This window comes from Streptomyces sp. M2CJ-2 (assembly GCF_016757295.1).
Taxonomy (GTDB): domain Bacteria; phylum Actinomycetota; class Actinomycetes; order Streptomycetales; family Streptomycetaceae; genus Streptomyces.
The window spans coordinates 19,612-35,825 of record NZ_JAESIF010000054.1; the positions used below are offsets into that span (position 1 = coordinate 19,612).

The following is a 16,214-nucleotide window of genomic DNA, read 5'->3' on the forward strand; positions in this document are numbered from 1 at the left end:
CGGCCGTGCCTCACACCCGGTAGCGGCGCAGCGCCGGCATCGCGGCGGCCAGGGCGAGCATCACCACGACGACCAGGAGCCCGCCGCCCGCCACCGCCGTACGGGAGCCGAAGGCGGATCCGGCGGTGCCGTGCAGGACGTCGGCGAGCCGGGGGCCGCCCGCGACGACGACGGTGAAGACGCCCTGCATCCGGCCGCGCATCTCGTCGGTCGCGGCGGAGAGCAGGATCGCCCCGCGGAAGACCATCGAGACCATGTCCGCGATCCCGGCGACGGCGAGGAAGGCCACGGCGATCCAGAGGCTGTCGCTGAGCCCGAACCCCGTGACGGCGACACCCCACACCACCACGGATCCGATGACCATCCAGCCGTGCCGGCGGGCCCGGGAGAACGTGCCGGAGAACAGTCCGCCCGCCACCGCGCCGATCGGGATGGCGGCGAACAGCAGCCCCAGCGCGAACCCCTCTCCGTAGGGTGCGTAGGTCTCGGCGGCGAGCTGCGGGAACAGGGCCCGGGGCATGCCGAGGACCATGGCGACGATGTCCGCCACGAACGACAGCAGCAGCACCGCGTGCCCGGAGATGTAGCGGAATCCGTCCAGGATCTCCCGGAGGCCCGCGCGCCGCGCCACCGTCGCGTCGAGCGGCGGCAGGGCGGGCAGACGGTGGACCGCCCACACCGTGGCGCACAGCGCCAGCGCGTCGATCAGGTAGAGCTCCGCCAGCCCGACGACCGGGATGAGCGCACCCGCGAGCAGCGGTCCGGCGATCTGGCCGGTCTGCATGACGGTGGAGCCCAGGGCGTTGGCGGCGGGCAGTTCCTCCTCGGGGACCAGGCGGGCGATGGAGGCGCTGCGGGCCGGGGCGTTCAGTCCCCAGAACGCCTGCTGCACCGCCAGCAGGACCATGAGCGCGGCGACGGAGTCCAGGCCGGTGACGGCCTGCGCCCAGAACAGGACCGAGGTGACGGCGATCCCGGTGTTGGTGATCAGCAGGAGCTTGCGACGGTCCATGGCGTCGGCGATCGCGCCGCCCCACAGGGCGAACACGATCAGCGGCAGCAGACCCGCCAGACTCGCGGCGCCGACCCAGGCGGAGGAGCCGGTGATGTCGTAGATCTGTTTGGGCACGGCCACGGCGGTGAGCTGGCTGCCGACCGCCGTGACGGCGGTGGACGCCCACAGCCGGCGGTAGGCCGGGCGGCGCAGGGGCCGGGTGTCCATGGCCCACCGGCGCAGGCCGCGCGGCCGGGGCCGTCCGGAAGGGCCTGCCGTGCGCGACGGATCTGATGGGCCTGACGGCCCCGGCACGGCCCGCTCGGGGGCGGGCTCCTCGGCCTGGGGTTCGGTGCTGCTCTCGCTGGTGTCCACGACCGTCCCGGTTGGTGACTACATCTTTTTGCCGGGGTTCACTATGGCAGGACCGGTGCCGGCGCCCGCCCGCCGTATCAGCTGCCGGCGATGAGCGTGCCGCCGAGGACGATCATGGTGGTCGCGACCAGGCCGTCCAGGATCCGCCAGGCGGTGGGCCGGGCCAGGAAACGGCTCAGCAGCCTGGCCCCGAAACCGAGGGCGGCGAACCAGCAGAGGCTGGCCAGCACGGCGCCGAGGCCGAACGTCCAGCGCAGCGGCCCGTGGTCGGCGGCGACCGAGCCCAGCAGGAACACGGTGTCGAGGTAGACGTGCGGGTTGAGCCAGGTCATCGCCAGACAGGTGAGCACGGCGCGACGGCGCGAACGCACGGCCTCGCCCTCCGCCCGCAGCCCGGCCTCGCCCGGCCGGACCACCCGGCGCGCGGCCAGCAGGCCGTAGCCGAGCAGGAACAGGCCGCCGATCCAGCCGACCGCCGTCAGCGCGCCGGGCCATGCCACGACCAGCGCGCCGACCCCGCCGACGCCGAGGGCGATGAGGGCCGCGTCGGACACGGCGCAGATGCCGACGACGGCGAGAACCGCCTCCCGGCGGACGCCCTGGCGCAGGACGAAGGCGTTCTGGGCGCCGATGGCGACGATCAGGGAGAGGCCGGTGCCGAATCCGGCGGCGGCCGTGGTCAGGGCGCTGTTCATGCCGAGGACGCTAGAGGGACCACCCGGCGCAGTACAGCTAATGATTCTTACGTACCCTTAGCCGATGTGATGGAGGACCTCCCGCTCGACCAGGTACGGACCCTGCTCGCCGTGGTGGACGAGGGCACGTTCGACGCGGCCGCGGCAGCCCTGCACGTGACGCCCTCCGCGGTCAGCCAGCGGGTGAAGGCGCTGGAGCAGCGCACCGGACGGGTGCTGCTGCTGCGCACGAGGCCGGTGCGGCCGACCGAGTCGGGAGAGGTGCTGGTGCGGCTCGCCCGCCAGGTGGCCCGGCTGGAGCGGGACGCGTACGCGGAGCTGGGGCTGGGCCCCGGCGGGGAGCCGACCCGGGTGTCGGTGGCGGTGAACGCGGACTCCCTGGCGACCTGGTTCCTCGGGGCCCTCACCCGGGTACCGGGCGAACCGCGCCTCTCCTTCGAGTTGCGCCGCGAGGACGAGTCCCACACTGCGGCCCTGCTGCGCGAGGGAACGGTGATGGCCGCGGTGACCTCGTCGCCGGAGGCGGTGCCGGGCTGCTCCGTGCGGCCCCTGGGGCGGATGCGCTATCTCCCCGCGGCCAACCCGGAGTTCGCCGCGCGGTACCTCGCCGGGCCGTTGGAGGAGACGCTGCCGCGGGCCCCCGTGGTGACCTTCGACCGGCGGGACGACTTCCAGGACGCCTTCGTGCGCCGGCTCACCCGCGGCCGCACCGGGGCGAGCACGAGCCGGCACCTCATTCCGACCTCGGAGGGGTTCGCCGAGGCGGTCGCCGCGGGCCTGGGCTGGGGCATGGTGCCCGAGACGCAGGCCGAGCCCCTGTTGCGGGCCGGCCGGCTCGTCGTCTTCGCCCCGGACCACGTGGCCGAAGCACCCCTGTACTGGCAGCAGTGGAAGCTGGACTCCCCGGCCCTCGCGGCGGTGGCCGACGCGGTGACGGCAACTGCGGCGGCGACGCTGCGGAGTTGAGGGCGCGTCACACCCGTCCGTCGCCGGCCGGGCGGGCGTGTCCGCGGTGACGGACAGCGCCGGCGCCACTGTTTCATCGCGCTCCGACAGGTGACCCGTAACGGAACAGGGCACCCGAAGGGTGCGTATCCACTCCGATCACAGGTGGTTTTCCATGGACGACTGGCGGACCCGCGCGGCCTGCCGGGACGAGGATCCCGACCTCTTCTTCCCGATCGGGACCTCCGGCCCGGCCCTTCTTCAGACGGAGCAGGCGAAGGCGGTGTGCCGACGCTGTCCCGTCCGGGAGCAGTGCCTCGACTGGGCCTTGGAATCGGGCCAGTCCCTCGGGGTGTGGGGCGGCACGAGCGAGACGGAGCGGCGCGCACTGAAGCGCCGCCTGAAGGCGCGGCGCGCCTGAGCCGGGCGGGGCCCCGTTCCGGCCCGCCCGTCCGTCGTTCTCTCCGCCGAGCCCGGCCCGGCGGGCGGCAGTAGGCTCGCGGGAGACCACGGGAAAGGGGCCGACCATGAGCGTACGCGTGCGCCGTGTCTACGAACCGCCTGAGCCGGACGACGGTGTCCGCGTCCTGGTCGACCGGTTGTGGCCGCGCGGCCTGGCGAAGGACATGGCACGCGTGGACGAATGGCCCAAGGGGCTGACCCCGTCGACGGAACTGCGCCGCTGGTACCACACGGGCGAGCGTCCGTACGAGGAGTTCCGCGGGCGCTACGAGGCAGAGCTCACCGCTCCCGAGGCGGTCGAACTCCTGCTCCATGTGCGGGAGTTGGCGGAGAAGGGTCAGGTGACCCTGCTGACCGCGGCCAGGGAGCCGGCGACCAGCCACGCCGAGGTGCTGGCCCGCCTCCTCGACGACTGACGCGCCCCCTGCCCCGTCGGCCGCGCCGGCTACGCCGTCTGCCGCGCCGCCGCCCGTCCCGCCGCGCGCCCCGAGAAGAGGCAGCCGCCGAGGAAGGTGCCCTCCAGGGCGTTGTAGCCGTGGACGCCGCCGCCGCCGAAGCCCGCGACCTCGCCCGCCGCGTACAGCCCCTCGATCGGCTGCCCCGCGCCGTCCAGCGCGCGGGAGTCGAGGTCGGTCTGGATGCCGCCGAGGGTCTTGCGGGTGAGGATGTGCAGCTTGACGCCGATCAACGGGCCGGCCGCGGGGTCGAGGATGCGGTGCGGGGTGGCCACACGCCCGAGGCGGTCGCCGATGTAGCGGCGGGCGTTGCGGATGCCCTGCACCTGGGCGTCCTTGGCGTAGGGGTTGACGATCTGCAGGTCGCGGGCCTCGATCTGGCGGCGGACGACGGCCGCGTCGAGCAGGGGCTCGTCGGTGAGGGCGTTCATCCTCTCGACGAGTTGCTCCAGCGTCGGGGCGGTCACGAAGTCCGCGCCCCGGCGCAGGAACGCGTCGACCGGGCCGGGGGCGCCCTTGCCCAGCACGCGTTCGCGCAGGAATCCGGCCCGGTCCTTGGCGGTGATGTCGGGGTTCTGTTCGGAGCCCGACAGCGCGAACTCCTTCTCGATGATCTTCTGGGTGAGGATGAACCAGGAGTGGTCGTGGGCGGCGATGTCCTCGGTGGTGCGCAGGTGTTCGAGTGTGCCCAGGGTGTCGTAACCGGGCAGGCAGGGCTCGGGCAGCCGGCGGCCGAGGGCGTCGAACCACATCGAGGACGGTCCGGGCAGGATGCGGATGCCGTGACCGGGCCAGGTCGGGTCCCAGTTCCGTACGCCCTCGGTGTAGTGCCACATGCGGTCCCGGTTGACCAGACGCGCGCCCGCGCGGGCGCTGATGTCGAGCATCCGTCCGTCCACGTGGGCCGGGACTCCGGTGATCATCTTCCGGGGCGGGGTACCGAGTCGCTCGGGCCAGTGGCGGCGGACGATGTCGTGGTCGGCGCCCATGCCGCCGCTGGTGACGATCACGGCCTGGGCGGTGAGTTCGAAGTCGCCGACCGCCTCGCGGCTGGAGGCGACACCGCGCGGCGCGTCGTCCCGGGCCAGCAGGGTGCCCCGCACTCCGCGCGCGGTGCCGTCCTGGACGACCAGTTCGTCGACCCGGTGACGGTGGTGGAAGGTGAGCAGTCCGTCGCGCGCGGCCTGCCGGGCGTGGCGCACGAAGGGTTCGACGACGCCGGTGCCGGTGCCCCAGGCGATGTGGAAGCGGGGCACGGTGTTGCCGTGGCCGTCCGCGCGGAGGTCGCCGCGCTCGGCCCAGCCGACGGTGGGCAGGAACGAGATGCCGTGCCCGTCCAGCCAGGACCGCTTCTCCCCCGCCGCCCACTCGACGTAGGCACGGGCCCAGCGCACCGCCCAGGAGTCCTCGTCCTGGAGCCGGTCGAATCCCGCGCTGCCCTGCCAGTCGTTCCAGGCGAGCTCGAAGGAGTCCTTGATGCCGAGACGCCGCTGCTCCGGGGAGCCGACGAGGAACAGCCCGCCGAAGGACCAGAAGGCCTGCCCTCCGAGATTGGCGGCGTTCTCCTGGTCGACGAGGGCGACCCTGCGGCCTCGGCTGGTCAGTTCGTGGGCCGCGACCAGGCCCGCGAGACCCGCTCCGACGACGATGACGTCGGCGTCCATGGCGAGAAGTCCCTTCCTCATCCGCGTCGGTGCGCGGCCGGTTCGGTGCTGCCGTCGATGAGCAGCGCGGTCAGCAGTTGTTTCAGCCAGGCGCGGGCGCCTGCGACGTCCCGGTCCAGCAGCAGTCGGACGGTGACTCCGTCGTAGGCGGCGACCACGGCGTGCGCGGCGTCCTCGGCGGTGCCGAGGACGGCGGGCAGTTCGGTGTGGCCGCGGGCCCGCGCCAGCCGGTCCGCGACGGCCCGGCGCAGCCGCGCGCGGTGCTCCAACAGGCTGCGGGACACCTCGGGGTCGCGGGCGGCGTGCACCAGGAAGTCGGTCTTCACCAGCAGCCAGTCCCGGTCGAGCAGCAGCACCTCGGTGACGCGGTCCACGGCGGCGGGCACGTCGAGGTCGGGGCCGCCCAGGGCGAGGGCCGAGGAGACCTGCTCCGCGATGAGCTCGGCTCGCTCCGCGTACAGGGCGAAGAAGAGCTCGTCCAGACCGTCGAAGTTCGAGTAGAAGGCGCCCCTGGTGTAGCCGGCGGCCTCGCAGACCTCCTCGATCGAGACGTGTCCGAAGCCCTTGGCGGCGAACACGGAGAACGCCGCCTTCAGGAGGTTCGCGCGCGTGCGGGCCCGGCGTCCGGTCACCCGTCGCCCGGTCGCCGCCCGCCCGGACACGCCGTCCACGGTCATGCCGCCCCCTCCGTGCGATACGCGAACGTATCCGATACACCGGCGTATCCAGAAGGGTCTCGCCGGAATCGGAGCACTCATGTGGACATCGGCGCCCTGCCGGGAGCCTGCCGTCCCCCGCCCCGCTCCCCGCACACTGGACGGCACACCGGCGGGGAAGGCGGATGGTCTCGGACACCGGGCGGCCGCCAGGACCAGGCCACGTTCGTGTGCAAGAACCCCGACTGCGGCTGGTCCGGCAACGCCGACCACAACGCGGCCCGGAACGTCCTGCACCTGTACCGGACGGGCCACGCGCTCGTCCCGGCTGCCGGGAGGGCAGTCGTCAGGCGTCCCCGTGGCGTCAAGCCCGCCACCGCGAGGTAGGCAGGAATCTCCCGGCTACAGCCGGGAGAGCACTTCAACACGAACTCCTCGAGCACCGCTGGTACCTGACCGAGCGGGCCCAGCACGACATCGGTCTCGACACGGCGGTCGAGGACTACGTCAGGAACGGCCTGCCCGGGGCCCGGGAAGCACCGCGGCCCCCGGCCGGCTGAGTCAGGCCGGCGGTACCACCGCCACCGGGCAGTCGGCGTGGTGCAGGACGCCGTGGGCGACCGAGCCGATCCGGGCGCCGACGGCGGTGCGGCGCGCGCGACGGCCGACGACCATCAGCTGGGCGGTGCCGGCCACCGACAGCAGCACCTGCCCGGCGCTGCCCATCTCCACGTGCTCGACGACGGGCACGTGCGGGTGACGCTCGCGGAACGGCGCGAGGGCCGTGGACAGAGCCTTCTGCTCGTACTGCTCCAGGCCCCCGGCCTCGTCGACCTGGCGCAGCACTTCGGGGCTGTAGGCGAACATCGGCGGCAGGGTCCAGGCCCGTACGGCGCGCACGGTGGCGCCCCGCGCCGCGGCCGCCTCGAAGGCGAAGTCCAGCGCGGCGGCACTGTCCTCCGGGTCGCCCTGCTGGCCGACGACGATCTCCCGTCCGGCGACCTCGCCCGACGCCCGGTCCCCGGCCCGCACGAAGACCACCGGCCGCGTGGCGTCGACGATCACCTGCTGGCCGACCGAGCCGACCAGGAAGCCGATGATCCGCCCGTGCCCGCGCGAGCCGAGCACCAGCATCTCCGCATCCGCCGCGGCGCCGGCCAGGGTCTGCACGGCGTCCCCCTCCAGGACGTCGGTGGTCACCGCGAGGTCCGGGTGCCGTTCGGTGATCCGGCGGACCGACTCGCCCACCGCGTCGCGCACCCACCGCCCCTGGGTGGCGGCGTCACCGGCGTCGATCCCCTCGTGTGTCTGGAAGCGCCAGGCGTGCACCACCCGCAGCGGCCGCCCTCGGCGGACCGCCTCCCTCGCCGCCCAGGCCAGTCCGGCGAGGCTCTCCTCGGTTCCGTCGACCCCTGCCGTGATCGGGCGCGTCATGCGGTTCCTCCTGTGTCGTGTCCATCAGACGCGGTCCAGTCTTCCCCAACCTGTCTCCGGTGCTCTCCTTGCATCCCGCCTGAAGCGGCCCGTACCCGAGCGAACGGTCGCGATCCCACCCGCGCCGGACCGACTGCCGGTGGAGTGCGGAACGCACCTCGGCAGCAATCGCCCTAAAAGACCTGGGCGGCACCCGGCGCGCGGGGCCGGGCAGCGGTGACTAGCGTGACGCGAAGGACCGACCGGCCTGCGGAGAGGGCACGTCACCATGGCCGTACAACTCGAGGGAACACCCTGCTGGGCCGACGCGGTGTTCGACGACGTCGAGGCCGCCAAGGCTTTCTACGGAGACGTCCTGGGCTGGACCTTCGGCGCGTCGTCGGAGTTCGGCGACTACACCCAGGCGTACGCCGACGGCAAGGCGGTGGCGGCCGTCGTGCCGACCGCGCCGGGCCAGGAGGGCCCGTCGCAGTGGTGCCTCTACTTCGCGGTCCGGGACGCCGTCGCCACCGCCGTCCGGATCGGGGACAACGGCGGCGAACTGCTGATGGAACCGATGCGGGTCGGCGACTTCGGCACGATGTGCCTGGCCCGTGAACCCGGCGGGGCCGTCTTCGGCCTCTGGCAGGCCGGCACCCATGAAGGCTTCGAGGCGACGGCCGTACCCGGCGCGTACTGCTGGGCGGAGGTCTTCACCCGGGATCCGGAGAAGACCGACGCGTTCTTCCCCACCGTCTTCTCCTACCGGTCGAAGCAGCTCGAGGACGAGACCGACTTCCGGATCTACGACCTGGGCGAACGCTCCGTGCTCGGCCGGATGAGGATGACGGAGGACTTCCCGCCCGAGGTGCCGCCGTACGTCAACATCTACTTCGCCGTCCGGGACTGCGACGAGGCGGTGACCCTGGCCACCGAGCGCGGCGGCATCCTGCGCTTCGGGCCGACGGACACCCCCTTCGGGCGCTTCGCGGCGCTCAGCGACCCGCAGGGCGCGAACTTCTCGGTGATCGACATCACGACCACGACGGGCGGGACGCCCGGGACGACGGACATCGCCTGAGGATCCCGACCGGACCGGCGCACCGCCCGGCCATGGCATGATCGGGCGCATGCGTGAACGTGTTGTGGCCGCGTGCGACGGGGCCTCCAAGGGCAACCCCGGACCCGCCGCCTGGGCCTGGGTGATCGCCGACGCCTCCGAGACCCCGGTCCGCTGGCAGGCGGGCGCACTCGGCAGAGCCACCAACAACGTCGCCGAACTCACCGCGCTGGAGCGGCTGCTGGCGGCGACCGACCCCGATGTGCCGCTCGAGGTCCGGATGGACTCGCAGTACGCCATGAAGGCGGTCACCACCTGGCTGCCCGGCTGGAAGCGCAACGGCTGGCGCACTGCGGCCGGCAAACCGGTCGCCAACCAGGAACTCGTCGTCGGCATCGACGAACTCCTGCAGGGCCGCTCCGTCGAGTTCCGCTACGTCCCCGCCCACCAGGTCGACGGCGACCGGCTCAACGACTTCGCCGACCGGGCCGCCAGCCAGGCGGCCGCCGCCCAGCAGGACGCGGGCAGCGACGCGGGCTCGCCCGAGCCGCCGCCCTCCCCGGACACCCCGCCGGCCGGCGCCGCGAAACGCCGCTCCTCCGCGGCCAAGGCGTCCTCCCGGCCGCGCGGTGGTTCCTCGGCCCGCACGATCAAGGCGAAGTTCCCCGGCCGCTGCCTCTGCGGCCGCTCCTACGCGGCAGGCGAGCCCATCGCCAAGAACGACAGCGGCTGGGGCCACCCCGAATGCCGCACGACCGCGAGCGTCTGAGCAGGACCGCCTCGTCTCGCCGGCCCACCGGGCCGCGACGGATGACAGACTGACGCCATGGACGAGCGCACATTCGACAGGTCGGGTCAGCACGCCTCCGTGATCGGTCTCGGCACCTGGCAACTCGGGGCGGACTGGGGGGAGGTCGACGACAAGCAGGCCCTCACGGTCCTGGAGGCCGCCGCCGAGTCCGGGGTCACCTTCTTCGACACCGCCGACGTGTACGGCGACGGGCGCAGCGAGCAGACCATCGCGTCGTTCCTGAGCGGCCGACCCGATCTGCACGTCCTGGTCGCGACCAAGATGGGCCGCCGGGCCGAACAGCTCCCGGAGAACTACGTGCTGGACAACTTCCGCGCGTGGAACGACCGTTCGCGGCGCAACCTCGGCGTCGACCGCATCGACCTGGTGCAGTTGCACTGCCCGCCGACGCCCGTCTACTCCTCCGACGAGGTCTTCGACGCCCTCGACACCCTGGTGGCGGAGGAGCGCGTCGCCGCCTACGGGGTCAGCGTGGAGACCTGCGCCCAGGCGCTGACCGCGATCAGCCGGCCGAACGTGGCGAGCGTGCAGATCATCCTCAACCCGTTCCGCATGAAGCCCCTGCTCGAGGTGCTCCCGGCGGCCCGGGCGGCGGGCGTCGGCGTCATCGCCCGCGTCCCACTGGCCTCGGGGCTGCTGTCGGGCAGGTACACCAAGGACACCGTCTTCCCGGAGAACGACCACCGCACCTTCAACCGGCACGGTGAGTCCTTCGACCAGGGCGAGACCTTCTCCGGTGTGGACTACGCGACCGGCGTCGAGGCCGCCGCCGAGTTCGCCGCGCTCGCCCCCGAGGGCTACACCCCGGCCCAGCTGGCCCTGCGCTGGATCGTCCGGCAGCCCGGCGTCACCACCGTCATCCCCGGCGCCCGCTCGCCCGAGCAGGCCCGCGCCAACGCGCACGCCGCCCGGCTCCCGGAGCTGTCCGAGCGGACGCTCACCGCGATCGACGACCTCTACGCACGGCGGATCAAGGACCAGGTGGAGTCCCGCTGGTAGGAGTCCCCGGCAGTGCCGTCCGCGGAGTCCGTCGGCAGCGGCCCGGAACCGTCACGGCTCCAGGAGCAGCTGCCTCTCCTGGTCGCCGGAGGCTGCTCCCGCGTCACGCGTGGTGAAGGCCCGGGCGAGCGTGTCGCTCGCCCGCCGCACCGCACCCGGGGCGCCCTGCACGGTGACGGCCACCGGCGCGGACAGACGTCCGGGATCCATGGGAGGGCCGTCGGCGCGGGCCTCCCCGGTGAAGGTCGCCATGTGGACCGCCGCCTTCTCGTCGGAGGGAAGCCCGTCCGGTGCCCCGAACGCCCGCTCGAGGGCCCGCACGACCACCCGTGCGTCGTCGACGCCCTCGCCGCTGAGTGTCACGGTGAGCCGGGTATCGGGCATACGTCCCGCAACCTCCCGGTCTCGATGTCGTCGGCGTCCGTGCAACCGGCCGTCCGGCGCCCGAACCGGGCCCGGAACCGGGGAGAACGGCCGCGAACGGGGAAGACGCGGGAAGGAGGGATCGAGGCCGTTCATCCCAGGAGGCATCGTGCCGGACCCGGAGCAGGGCGAGAGCAGGCGCAGGGGGCGCAACGAGACCGAAGAGGAGCGGGCGGACCGGATGTGGCAGGAGCTCATCCAGGAGGTCCGCGTCGCGCAGACGGGTGTCCAGATCCTCTTCGGCTTCCTGCTGACCGTGGTGTTCACCCCGAAGTACGCGCAACTGTCCGACATGGACCAGACCATCTACATCATCACGGTCGTCCTCGGCGCCTGCGCCACCGGGGCGCTCATCGGCCCCGTCTCGCTGCACCGGCTCGTCTCCGGGCGGCGCGTCAAACCGCAGGCGGTGCGGTGGGCGTCCCGGCTGACCCTGCTCGGCCTCGTCCTGCTGCTCGCCACCACCAGCGCCGCACTGCTGCTGATCCTGCGCGTGGCGACCCACGACGGCTTCGTCCCGTACCTGGTCGCCGGGGTGGTCACCTGGTACCTGGTGTGCTGGTTCGGGCTCCCGATGTGGGCCCGGCACCGGCACACGACACGGTGACGCCGTCGCCTGCTGTGCGTCGGCTGTTCTGCGTCGGCTGTCGTCCGAGGTCGTCCCTCAGCTGCCGGCGAGGACGTCCGCGAGGAAGCCGTCGAGGTGGACCTCCTCGTGTCCCGGCGCGACCGTCCGGTACGTCTCGCGCAGGAAGTCCCCGACGCTCTCGGCCCAGGCGAACACCACCGCGCGGTGCCGGCCGCCGTCGGCGTGGGCCGCACCGAAGAACTCCATCCGCAGTTCCCGCTCCACGCCCAGGGACTCCGGACGCAACCGCACGTCACCGGTCCCGGTCGGGCGGGCGAGGCCGTCGAAGAGCATGTCCCGGTCCAGCTGCCAGCGTGCGAGGACCCGGCCCTCGTGGCTGAACACGACGGTGACGGCGAAGGGGTCCGCGGGGTCGTAACTCAGGTGGGCGAGCCCGGGAATGCGGTCCGCGACGCCCGCCTGGATCTCCACCACCAGGGTCTTGTGCACGAACGAGTTCACGAAAGGGCCTCCGGGAAGTACCGACGTAGAGCCTTCTGGTACCCCGCAACCGGACCGTATGCTCATCCCTTCGGATGTTCCCTCGGTGCCGCGCCCGGCTCGTCCCGGGCGGGGTCCCGTTCAGCCGAAGGCGCTCCGCAGCGCCGGCAGCAGGGTTTCCTCCGACCGGTCGAGGTACTCCGGCTGTGTGTCGCCGCCGATCCGCACGAGGGCGATCTCGGTGAAACCGGCCTCCACGTAGGCGCGGACGGCCTCGACGAAGTCCGCCGGGTCGCTGCCGCAGGGGATCGAGCCGGCGACGTCCCCGGGCCGTACGAACCGGGTGGCCGACGCGAAGTAATCCGGGTGCGGCAGCTCGGAGTTGGCCTTCCGGCCGTTGCCGAACCGGCGGAACTGGCGATGAGCGCGTTCGACGGCCGTGTCGCGGTCGGGGTCGTAGCACACGGGCAGCTGTCCCACCCGCGGCTCGCCCGCGCCGCCGTGCCGGTCGAACGACTCGAGCAGCCCGGCTTCCGGCCCCGTGGCGATCACCAGATCCGCGAGCCGGCCCGCAAGGGCGCAGGACCGCTCCCCGGAGACCGCGACACCGATCGGCGGCGGCTGGTCCGGCAGGTCCCACAGCCGGGCCGACTCGACGTCGAAGTGGGTGCCGCGGTGGTTCACGTGCCCGCCCTCGAACAGCGCACGGATGATCTCCACCGCCTCCTCGAGCATCTCGTGCCGCACATCCACCGGCGGCCAGCCGCCGCCCGCCACATGCTCGTTGAGGTTCTCTCCCGAGCCGAGCCCCAACCGGAACCGGCCCTCGGACAGCAGCTGCATCGTCGCGGCCTTCTGCGCCACCACCGCCGGGTGACAGCGGAACGTCGGACACGTCACACGTACGTCATCAGCGGAATCCGAGAGGTGGCCCGGGCCGCCGCGCCCAGCACGCTCCACGCGTACGGCGCGTGACCCTGCGACCGCAGCCACGGGAAACAGTGGTCCTAGGTCTTTGAGGTCACGGAGAAGTCGAAGCCCGCCTCCTCGGCCCGCACCACATGGTCGACCAACTCACGGGGCCCGCTCTGCTCGGTCGTCATCGTGTATCCGATATGTGCCATGACCACCGGGCCCCCGGCCGGAGGGAGCGATAACGGTGGACCGTGCACCGGTGAGCGGCGACCGGGGCGGAGACACGGAGGGTCGGGGACGGTCCCGGGCCGGATGGGGAGGGACGGGCTCAGGACCGCGCGAGGGCGGCGATGCGCAGGTCGCGGGTGCGGCTCTGATGCTCGATGACGTGCTGCCGGGCGGCCGCCGCGTCGCCGCGGCGGATCGCGTCCAGGATCCGGGTGTGCTCCTCGAGGATCAGGGTGAGGTTGTCCGGACGGGTGGTGGTGCCGGAGTCGTAGACCTTCAGCTGGGCGTCCAGACGGTCCATCAGCTCGATGATCGTCTCATTGTGCCCGGCCTCGCGCAGCGCCCGGTGCCACTGCTGGTTGAGCTCCCGCAGCTCCGCGGGGTCCGTCGACGCCGCGGCGGACTCGTGGACGTGGACGAGCCGGGCCAGGTCGAGCTCGGTCCGACGGGTCGCGGCCGCCTGCGCGGCCGAAGACTCCAGTGCGATGCGCGCCTCGCAGATCTCCAGGATCTCCTGGGGGGTACGGGTGCGCACCACGTAGCCACGAGTGGCCCGGGTCACCAGGCCCTCCTGCTCGAGCCGGATCAGCGCCTCCCGGACAGGAGTGCGTGAGACGTTGAACTGCGTACTGAGACCGGTCGGGATCAGGACGGTACCGGGGGGTGACTGGCCGTCGAGGATGCCCTGCCGGATCCGGGCGTAGTGGCTGCCCGCGCCCGTGTCGGCGCCCCGGTCTCCCCGTGCGGTGCTCAAACTGGTCGCTCCCCTTCCGTGCCGAGGGCCGGTCCGTCGTCGGCGCACGCGAAGCGGTGCTCTCGGCGGACAGATGTTCTCGCGATTCGAGACGGCCATAGTCTGCCACTGTCTACATGTGTATACAGTTGCCTGCAGCTGAATCCGGACATGAGGGCCGTCGAGTCCTCCGGTCCGGGTCCACGTTCGAGTGCATGACCCATGTACGCCTGACGGGATTTCGGGAGCTTCTGATGCATCGTGGCGCGCAGCCGGGGCGATACGCCGCCCACCCGGCGCACCCGGTAGCCGGGCCGACCTCCCGCTTCTGCAACAGCCTGACGAGCCGTCGGCACATCGACCTCATGCGCGTCGTCAGCACGGGCTGTTGTTGATCACACACGCACTTCGCCTGCCGCGTTCCGGCCGCTGAAACAGCGGCGGGCGCGGCCGTGTCAGGCCCGACCGCAGGCGCGCCTCGTCTCCCGCCCCAGCTCGCCCCGCCCAGTCCACTGTTCGGCATGGCTCCGGGCGCCGGCTCCGGGCGCCGGCTCCGGGCGCCGCCCCCAAGGCCTCACCGCCACACGGCCCCGAAGTCCTTCCCGGCTGCCGCCCCACACCGGCCAAGCGGTCGGACGGGCGGCCGAAACACTCCTGAAGGGGATCTCCCATGCCCGAGCAGACGCTGCTCGCCAAGGACCGACCACCGCATCCCGGTCCTGCCGGTCCTGCCGGACGACCCGGCGCACCGAGGAAGGGGGCGGCCGGACCGTCCTCCGCCGGACGCAACCGCCGGACGCTGCTGCGCACCGCCCGCGCGGCCGGCCCCTGGGCCGTCCCCCTGCTGGTCCTGGTGGTGTGGCAGTGGACCGCCGCGGCCGGAATCCTGTCGCCGTCCGTCCTCCCCGCCCCCGGAGCGGTTCTGCGGGCGGGAAGCGATCTGGCCGCCACCGGAGAACTCCAGTTCCACATCCTCACCAGCCTGCGGCGCATCCTGCAGGGCTTCGCCCTGGGCGCGGCCACCGGCCTGATCCTGGGCTTCCTGGTCGGCATGTCGAAGGTGACGGAGATCCTCCTCGACCGGTCCCTGCAGATGGTGCGCACCATCCCGCACCTGGCTCTGGTGCCCCTGATGATCGCCTGGTTCGGCATCGGGGAGGAGCCCAAGATCCTCCTCGTGGCGCTGGGCACCTTCTTCCCCATCTACCTGAACACCGTGACCGGCATCCGCGGGGTCGACCCCAAGCTGCTGCAGCTCGGCCGCTCCTACGGACTGGGACGGTGGCGCCTGGTGCGCGACATCGCCGTCCCCGGGGCCATGCCCACCATCCTGTCCGGCATCCGGTACTCCCTCGGCGTCGCCTGGATGACCCTCGTGGTCGCCGAGACCATCTCGGCCAGCGACGGGATCGGCTACCTCGCCCAGAACGCCCGCGAGTTGCTGCGCACCGACCAGATCGTCCTCGCCATCGTGCTGTACGCACTGGCCGGCCTGCTCGCCGACCTCCTGACCAGGCTCATCGAAAGGAGGGTGCTCCGGTGGCACCCGAACTACCGTCCCAAGGCGAACCAGTGACCCCGGCGCGGGCGGGTGCCCGGCTCGCTCTGGACGGCCTGGGCCGGCAGTACGACGGCCGGTGGGTGCTGGAGAACCTCGACCTGGAGATCGAAGCCGGCTCCTTCGTCTCCTTCCTCGGCCCCAGCGGCGCGGGCAAGAGCACCCTGCTGCGGATCGTCGCCGGGCTGGAGGAGCCGAGCGCGGGAACCGTCCAGCTCCACGGAGCCGGTCCACAACCGCCCATGGTGCGGATGATGTTCCAGGAGGACCGGATGCTGCCCTGGCGCACGGTCGAGGACAACGTGCTGCTGGGCGTCAGGGGCCGCAGGGACGAGGCGCGCGCCCTGCTGGAGGCCGTGGGACTGGCCGACCGCGGGGGCGCCTGGCCGGCCGAGCTCTCCGGCGGGCAGAGGCAGCGCGTCGCCCTGGCCCGCGCCCTGCTCCACCACCCCGAACTGCTGCTTCTGGACGAGCCGTTCGGCGCTCTGGACGCGATCACCCGGATCGCCATGCAGCAACTCCTGGAACGCCTGTGGCTGGAGCAGCCGCGCACCGTCCTGCTGGTGACCCATGACGTGGAGGAGGCGCTCGTGCTCTCCGACCGCGTCCTGGTGCTGGCCGACGGCGCCGTCGGCCGCGACCTGCGCATCGACCTGCCCCGCGGGGAGCGGCGCGGGCACCCCCGCCTCGTCGCCTGGAAGGAGGAACTGCTCCAGGGACTCCTCGAACCGCACTCCTCCGTCCCGGCCGACGTCTGAC

At 72.7% G+C, this 16,214-nt stretch carries 17 protein-coding genes and 3 pseudogenes; 11 read left to right on the forward strand and 9 right to left on the reverse strand.

Translation table 11 applies throughout. From position 1 onward, the window contains the following. Positions 1-10: 10 nt before the first annotated feature. Positions 11-1,369: an MFS transporter gene (locus JL475_RS29220; protein ID WP_202280973.1), complete on the reverse strand. Its 1,359-nt coding sequence runs from the start codon at positions 1,367-1,369 to the stop codon at positions 11-13. Between the two features lie 77 nt (positions 1,370-1,446). Further along, entirely contained in the window at positions 1,447-2,064 is a 618-nt protein-coding gene (locus JL475_RS29225) for a LysE/ArgO family amino acid transporter (RefSeq protein ID WP_202280974.1), read from the reverse strand. A gap of 69 nt (positions 2,065-2,133) precedes the next feature. Here JL475_RS29225 and JL475_RS29230 point away from each other — a divergent pair, with 69 nt between their 5' ends. From JL475_RS29230 to JL475_RS29240, 3 genes are all read left to right on the forward strand, one after another. Continuing rightward, positions 2,134-3,030 carry a LysR family transcriptional regulator ArgP gene (locus JL475_RS29230; RefSeq protein ID WP_202280998.1) on the forward strand — a complete coding sequence of 299 codons (897 nt, stop codon included), beginning with the start codon at positions 2,134-2,136 and terminating at the stop codon, positions 3,028-3,030. A 154-nt stretch (positions 3,031-3,184) separates the two neighbouring features. Beyond that, the gene (locus JL475_RS29235) at positions 3,185-3,430 is read left to right on the forward strand and encodes a WhiB family transcriptional regulator (protein WP_202280975.1); all 246 of its coding nucleotides are present in this window, start codon (positions 3,185-3,187) and stop codon (positions 3,428-3,430) included. Between the two features lie 106 nt (positions 3,431-3,536). Continuing rightward, positions 3,537-3,887, forward strand: coding sequence for a DUF488 domain-containing protein (locus tag JL475_RS29240; RefSeq protein ID WP_202280976.1), 351 nt, complete (start codon positions 3,537-3,539; stop codon positions 3,885-3,887). Between the two features lie 29 nt (positions 3,888-3,916). Here JL475_RS29240 and JL475_RS29245 read toward each other — a convergent pair whose 3' ends face one another. Continuing rightward, positions 3,917-5,590, reverse strand: coding sequence for an FAD-binding dehydrogenase (locus JL475_RS29245; RefSeq protein WP_202280977.1), 1,674 nt, complete (start codon positions 5,588-5,590; stop codon positions 3,917-3,919). Positions 5,591-5,607: 17 nt separating this feature from the next. Continuing rightward, positions 5,608-6,267 carry a TetR/AcrR family transcriptional regulator gene (locus JL475_RS29250; protein WP_202280978.1) on the reverse strand — a complete coding sequence of 220 codons (660 nt, stop codon included), beginning with the start codon at positions 6,265-6,267 and terminating at the stop codon, positions 5,608-5,610. Positions 6,268-6,441: 174 nt separating this feature from the next. Between JL475_RS29250 and JL475_RS29255 the strand changes: the two are divergent. Then, positions 6,442-6,633 (forward strand): annotated as a pseudogene (locus JL475_RS29255) (RNA-guided endonuclease TnpB family protein); the annotation flags it as partial. Positions 6,634-6,671: 38 nt separating this feature from the next. Further along, positions 6,672-6,806: pseudogene (locus tag JL475_RS29260) on the forward strand (DUF4032 domain-containing protein); the annotation flags it as partial. A 1-nt stretch (position 6,807) separates the two neighbouring features. Here the strand turns inward: JL475_RS29260 and JL475_RS29265 are convergent. Continuing rightward, complete coding sequence (locus tag JL475_RS29265; protein WP_202280979.1) at positions 6,808-7,680, reverse strand: universal stress protein; 873 nt, start codon at positions 7,678-7,680, stop codon at positions 6,808-6,810. A gap of 268 nt (positions 7,681-7,948) precedes the next feature. Here JL475_RS29265 and JL475_RS29270 point away from each other — a divergent pair, with 268 nt between their 5' ends. Genes JL475_RS29270 through JL475_RS29280 form a run of 3 tightly spaced genes read left to right on the forward strand, consistent with a single transcriptional unit; the run spans position 7,949 to position 10,529 of the window. Then, positions 7,949-8,740: a VOC family protein gene (locus JL475_RS29270; protein WP_202280980.1), complete on the forward strand. Its 792-nt coding sequence runs from the start codon at positions 7,949-7,951 to the stop codon at positions 8,738-8,740. Positions 8,741-8,777: 37 nt separating this feature from the next. Then, positions 8,778-9,488, forward strand: coding sequence for a ribonuclease H (locus JL475_RS29275; RefSeq protein WP_202280981.1), 711 nt, complete (start codon positions 8,778-8,780; stop codon positions 9,486-9,488). A gap of 57 nt (positions 9,489-9,545) precedes the next feature. Beyond that, positions 9,546-10,529 carry an aldo/keto reductase gene (locus JL475_RS29280; protein ID WP_109380933.1) on the forward strand — a complete coding sequence of 328 codons (984 nt, stop codon included), beginning with the start codon at positions 9,546-9,548 and terminating at the stop codon, positions 10,527-10,529. Between the two features lie 51 nt (positions 10,530-10,580). On the opposite strand, the gene JL475_RS29285 is transcribed toward JL475_RS29280, so the two are convergent. After that, positions 10,581-10,913: a hypothetical protein gene (locus tag JL475_RS29285; RefSeq protein WP_202280982.1), complete on the reverse strand. Its 333-nt coding sequence runs from the start codon at positions 10,911-10,913 to the stop codon at positions 10,581-10,583. Positions 10,914-11,061: 148 nt separating this feature from the next. On the opposite strand from JL475_RS29285, the gene JL475_RS29290 reads away from it, so the two are divergent. After that, the gene (locus JL475_RS29290) at positions 11,062-11,559 is read left to right on the forward strand and encodes a DUF6328 family protein (RefSeq protein WP_202280983.1); all 498 of its coding nucleotides are present in this window, start codon (positions 11,062-11,064) and stop codon (positions 11,557-11,559) included. A 57-nt stretch (positions 11,560-11,616) separates the two neighbouring features. Here the strand turns inward: JL475_RS29290 and JL475_RS29295 are convergent, their stop codons facing one another. From JL475_RS29295 to JL475_RS29305, 3 genes and pseudogenes are all read right to left on the reverse strand, one after another. Continuing rightward, complete coding sequence (locus JL475_RS29295) at positions 11,617-12,042, reverse strand: SsgA family sporulation/cell division regulator (protein ID WP_202280984.1); 426 nt, start codon at positions 12,040-12,042, stop codon at positions 11,617-11,619. Positions 12,043-12,162: 120 nt separating this feature from the next. After that, positions 12,163-13,145, reverse strand: a pseudogene (locus tag JL475_RS29300) (LLM class F420-dependent oxidoreductase). A gap of 119 nt (positions 13,146-13,264) precedes the next feature. Continuing rightward, entirely contained in the window at positions 13,265-13,918 is a 654-nt protein-coding gene (locus tag JL475_RS29305) for a GntR family transcriptional regulator (RefSeq protein ID WP_202280985.1), read from the reverse strand. Between the two features lie 649 nt (positions 13,919-14,567). Here JL475_RS29305 and JL475_RS29310 point away from each other — a divergent pair. Together JL475_RS29310 and JL475_RS29315 are read left to right on the forward strand one after the other, a co-directional pair. After that, positions 14,568-15,473, forward strand: a complete 906-nt coding sequence (locus JL475_RS29310; RefSeq protein ID WP_202280986.1) for an ABC transporter permease — start codon at positions 14,568-14,570, stop codon at positions 15,471-15,473. Then, a complete protein-coding gene (locus tag JL475_RS29315) occupies positions 15,470-16,213 on the forward strand; it encodes an ABC transporter ATP-binding protein (protein ID WP_202280987.1) in 744 nt (247 codons plus the stop codon). Before JL475_RS29310 ends, JL475_RS29315 begins: the two co-directional genes overlap by 4 nt. The last annotated feature ends 1 nt before the right edge of the window (position 16,214 follow it).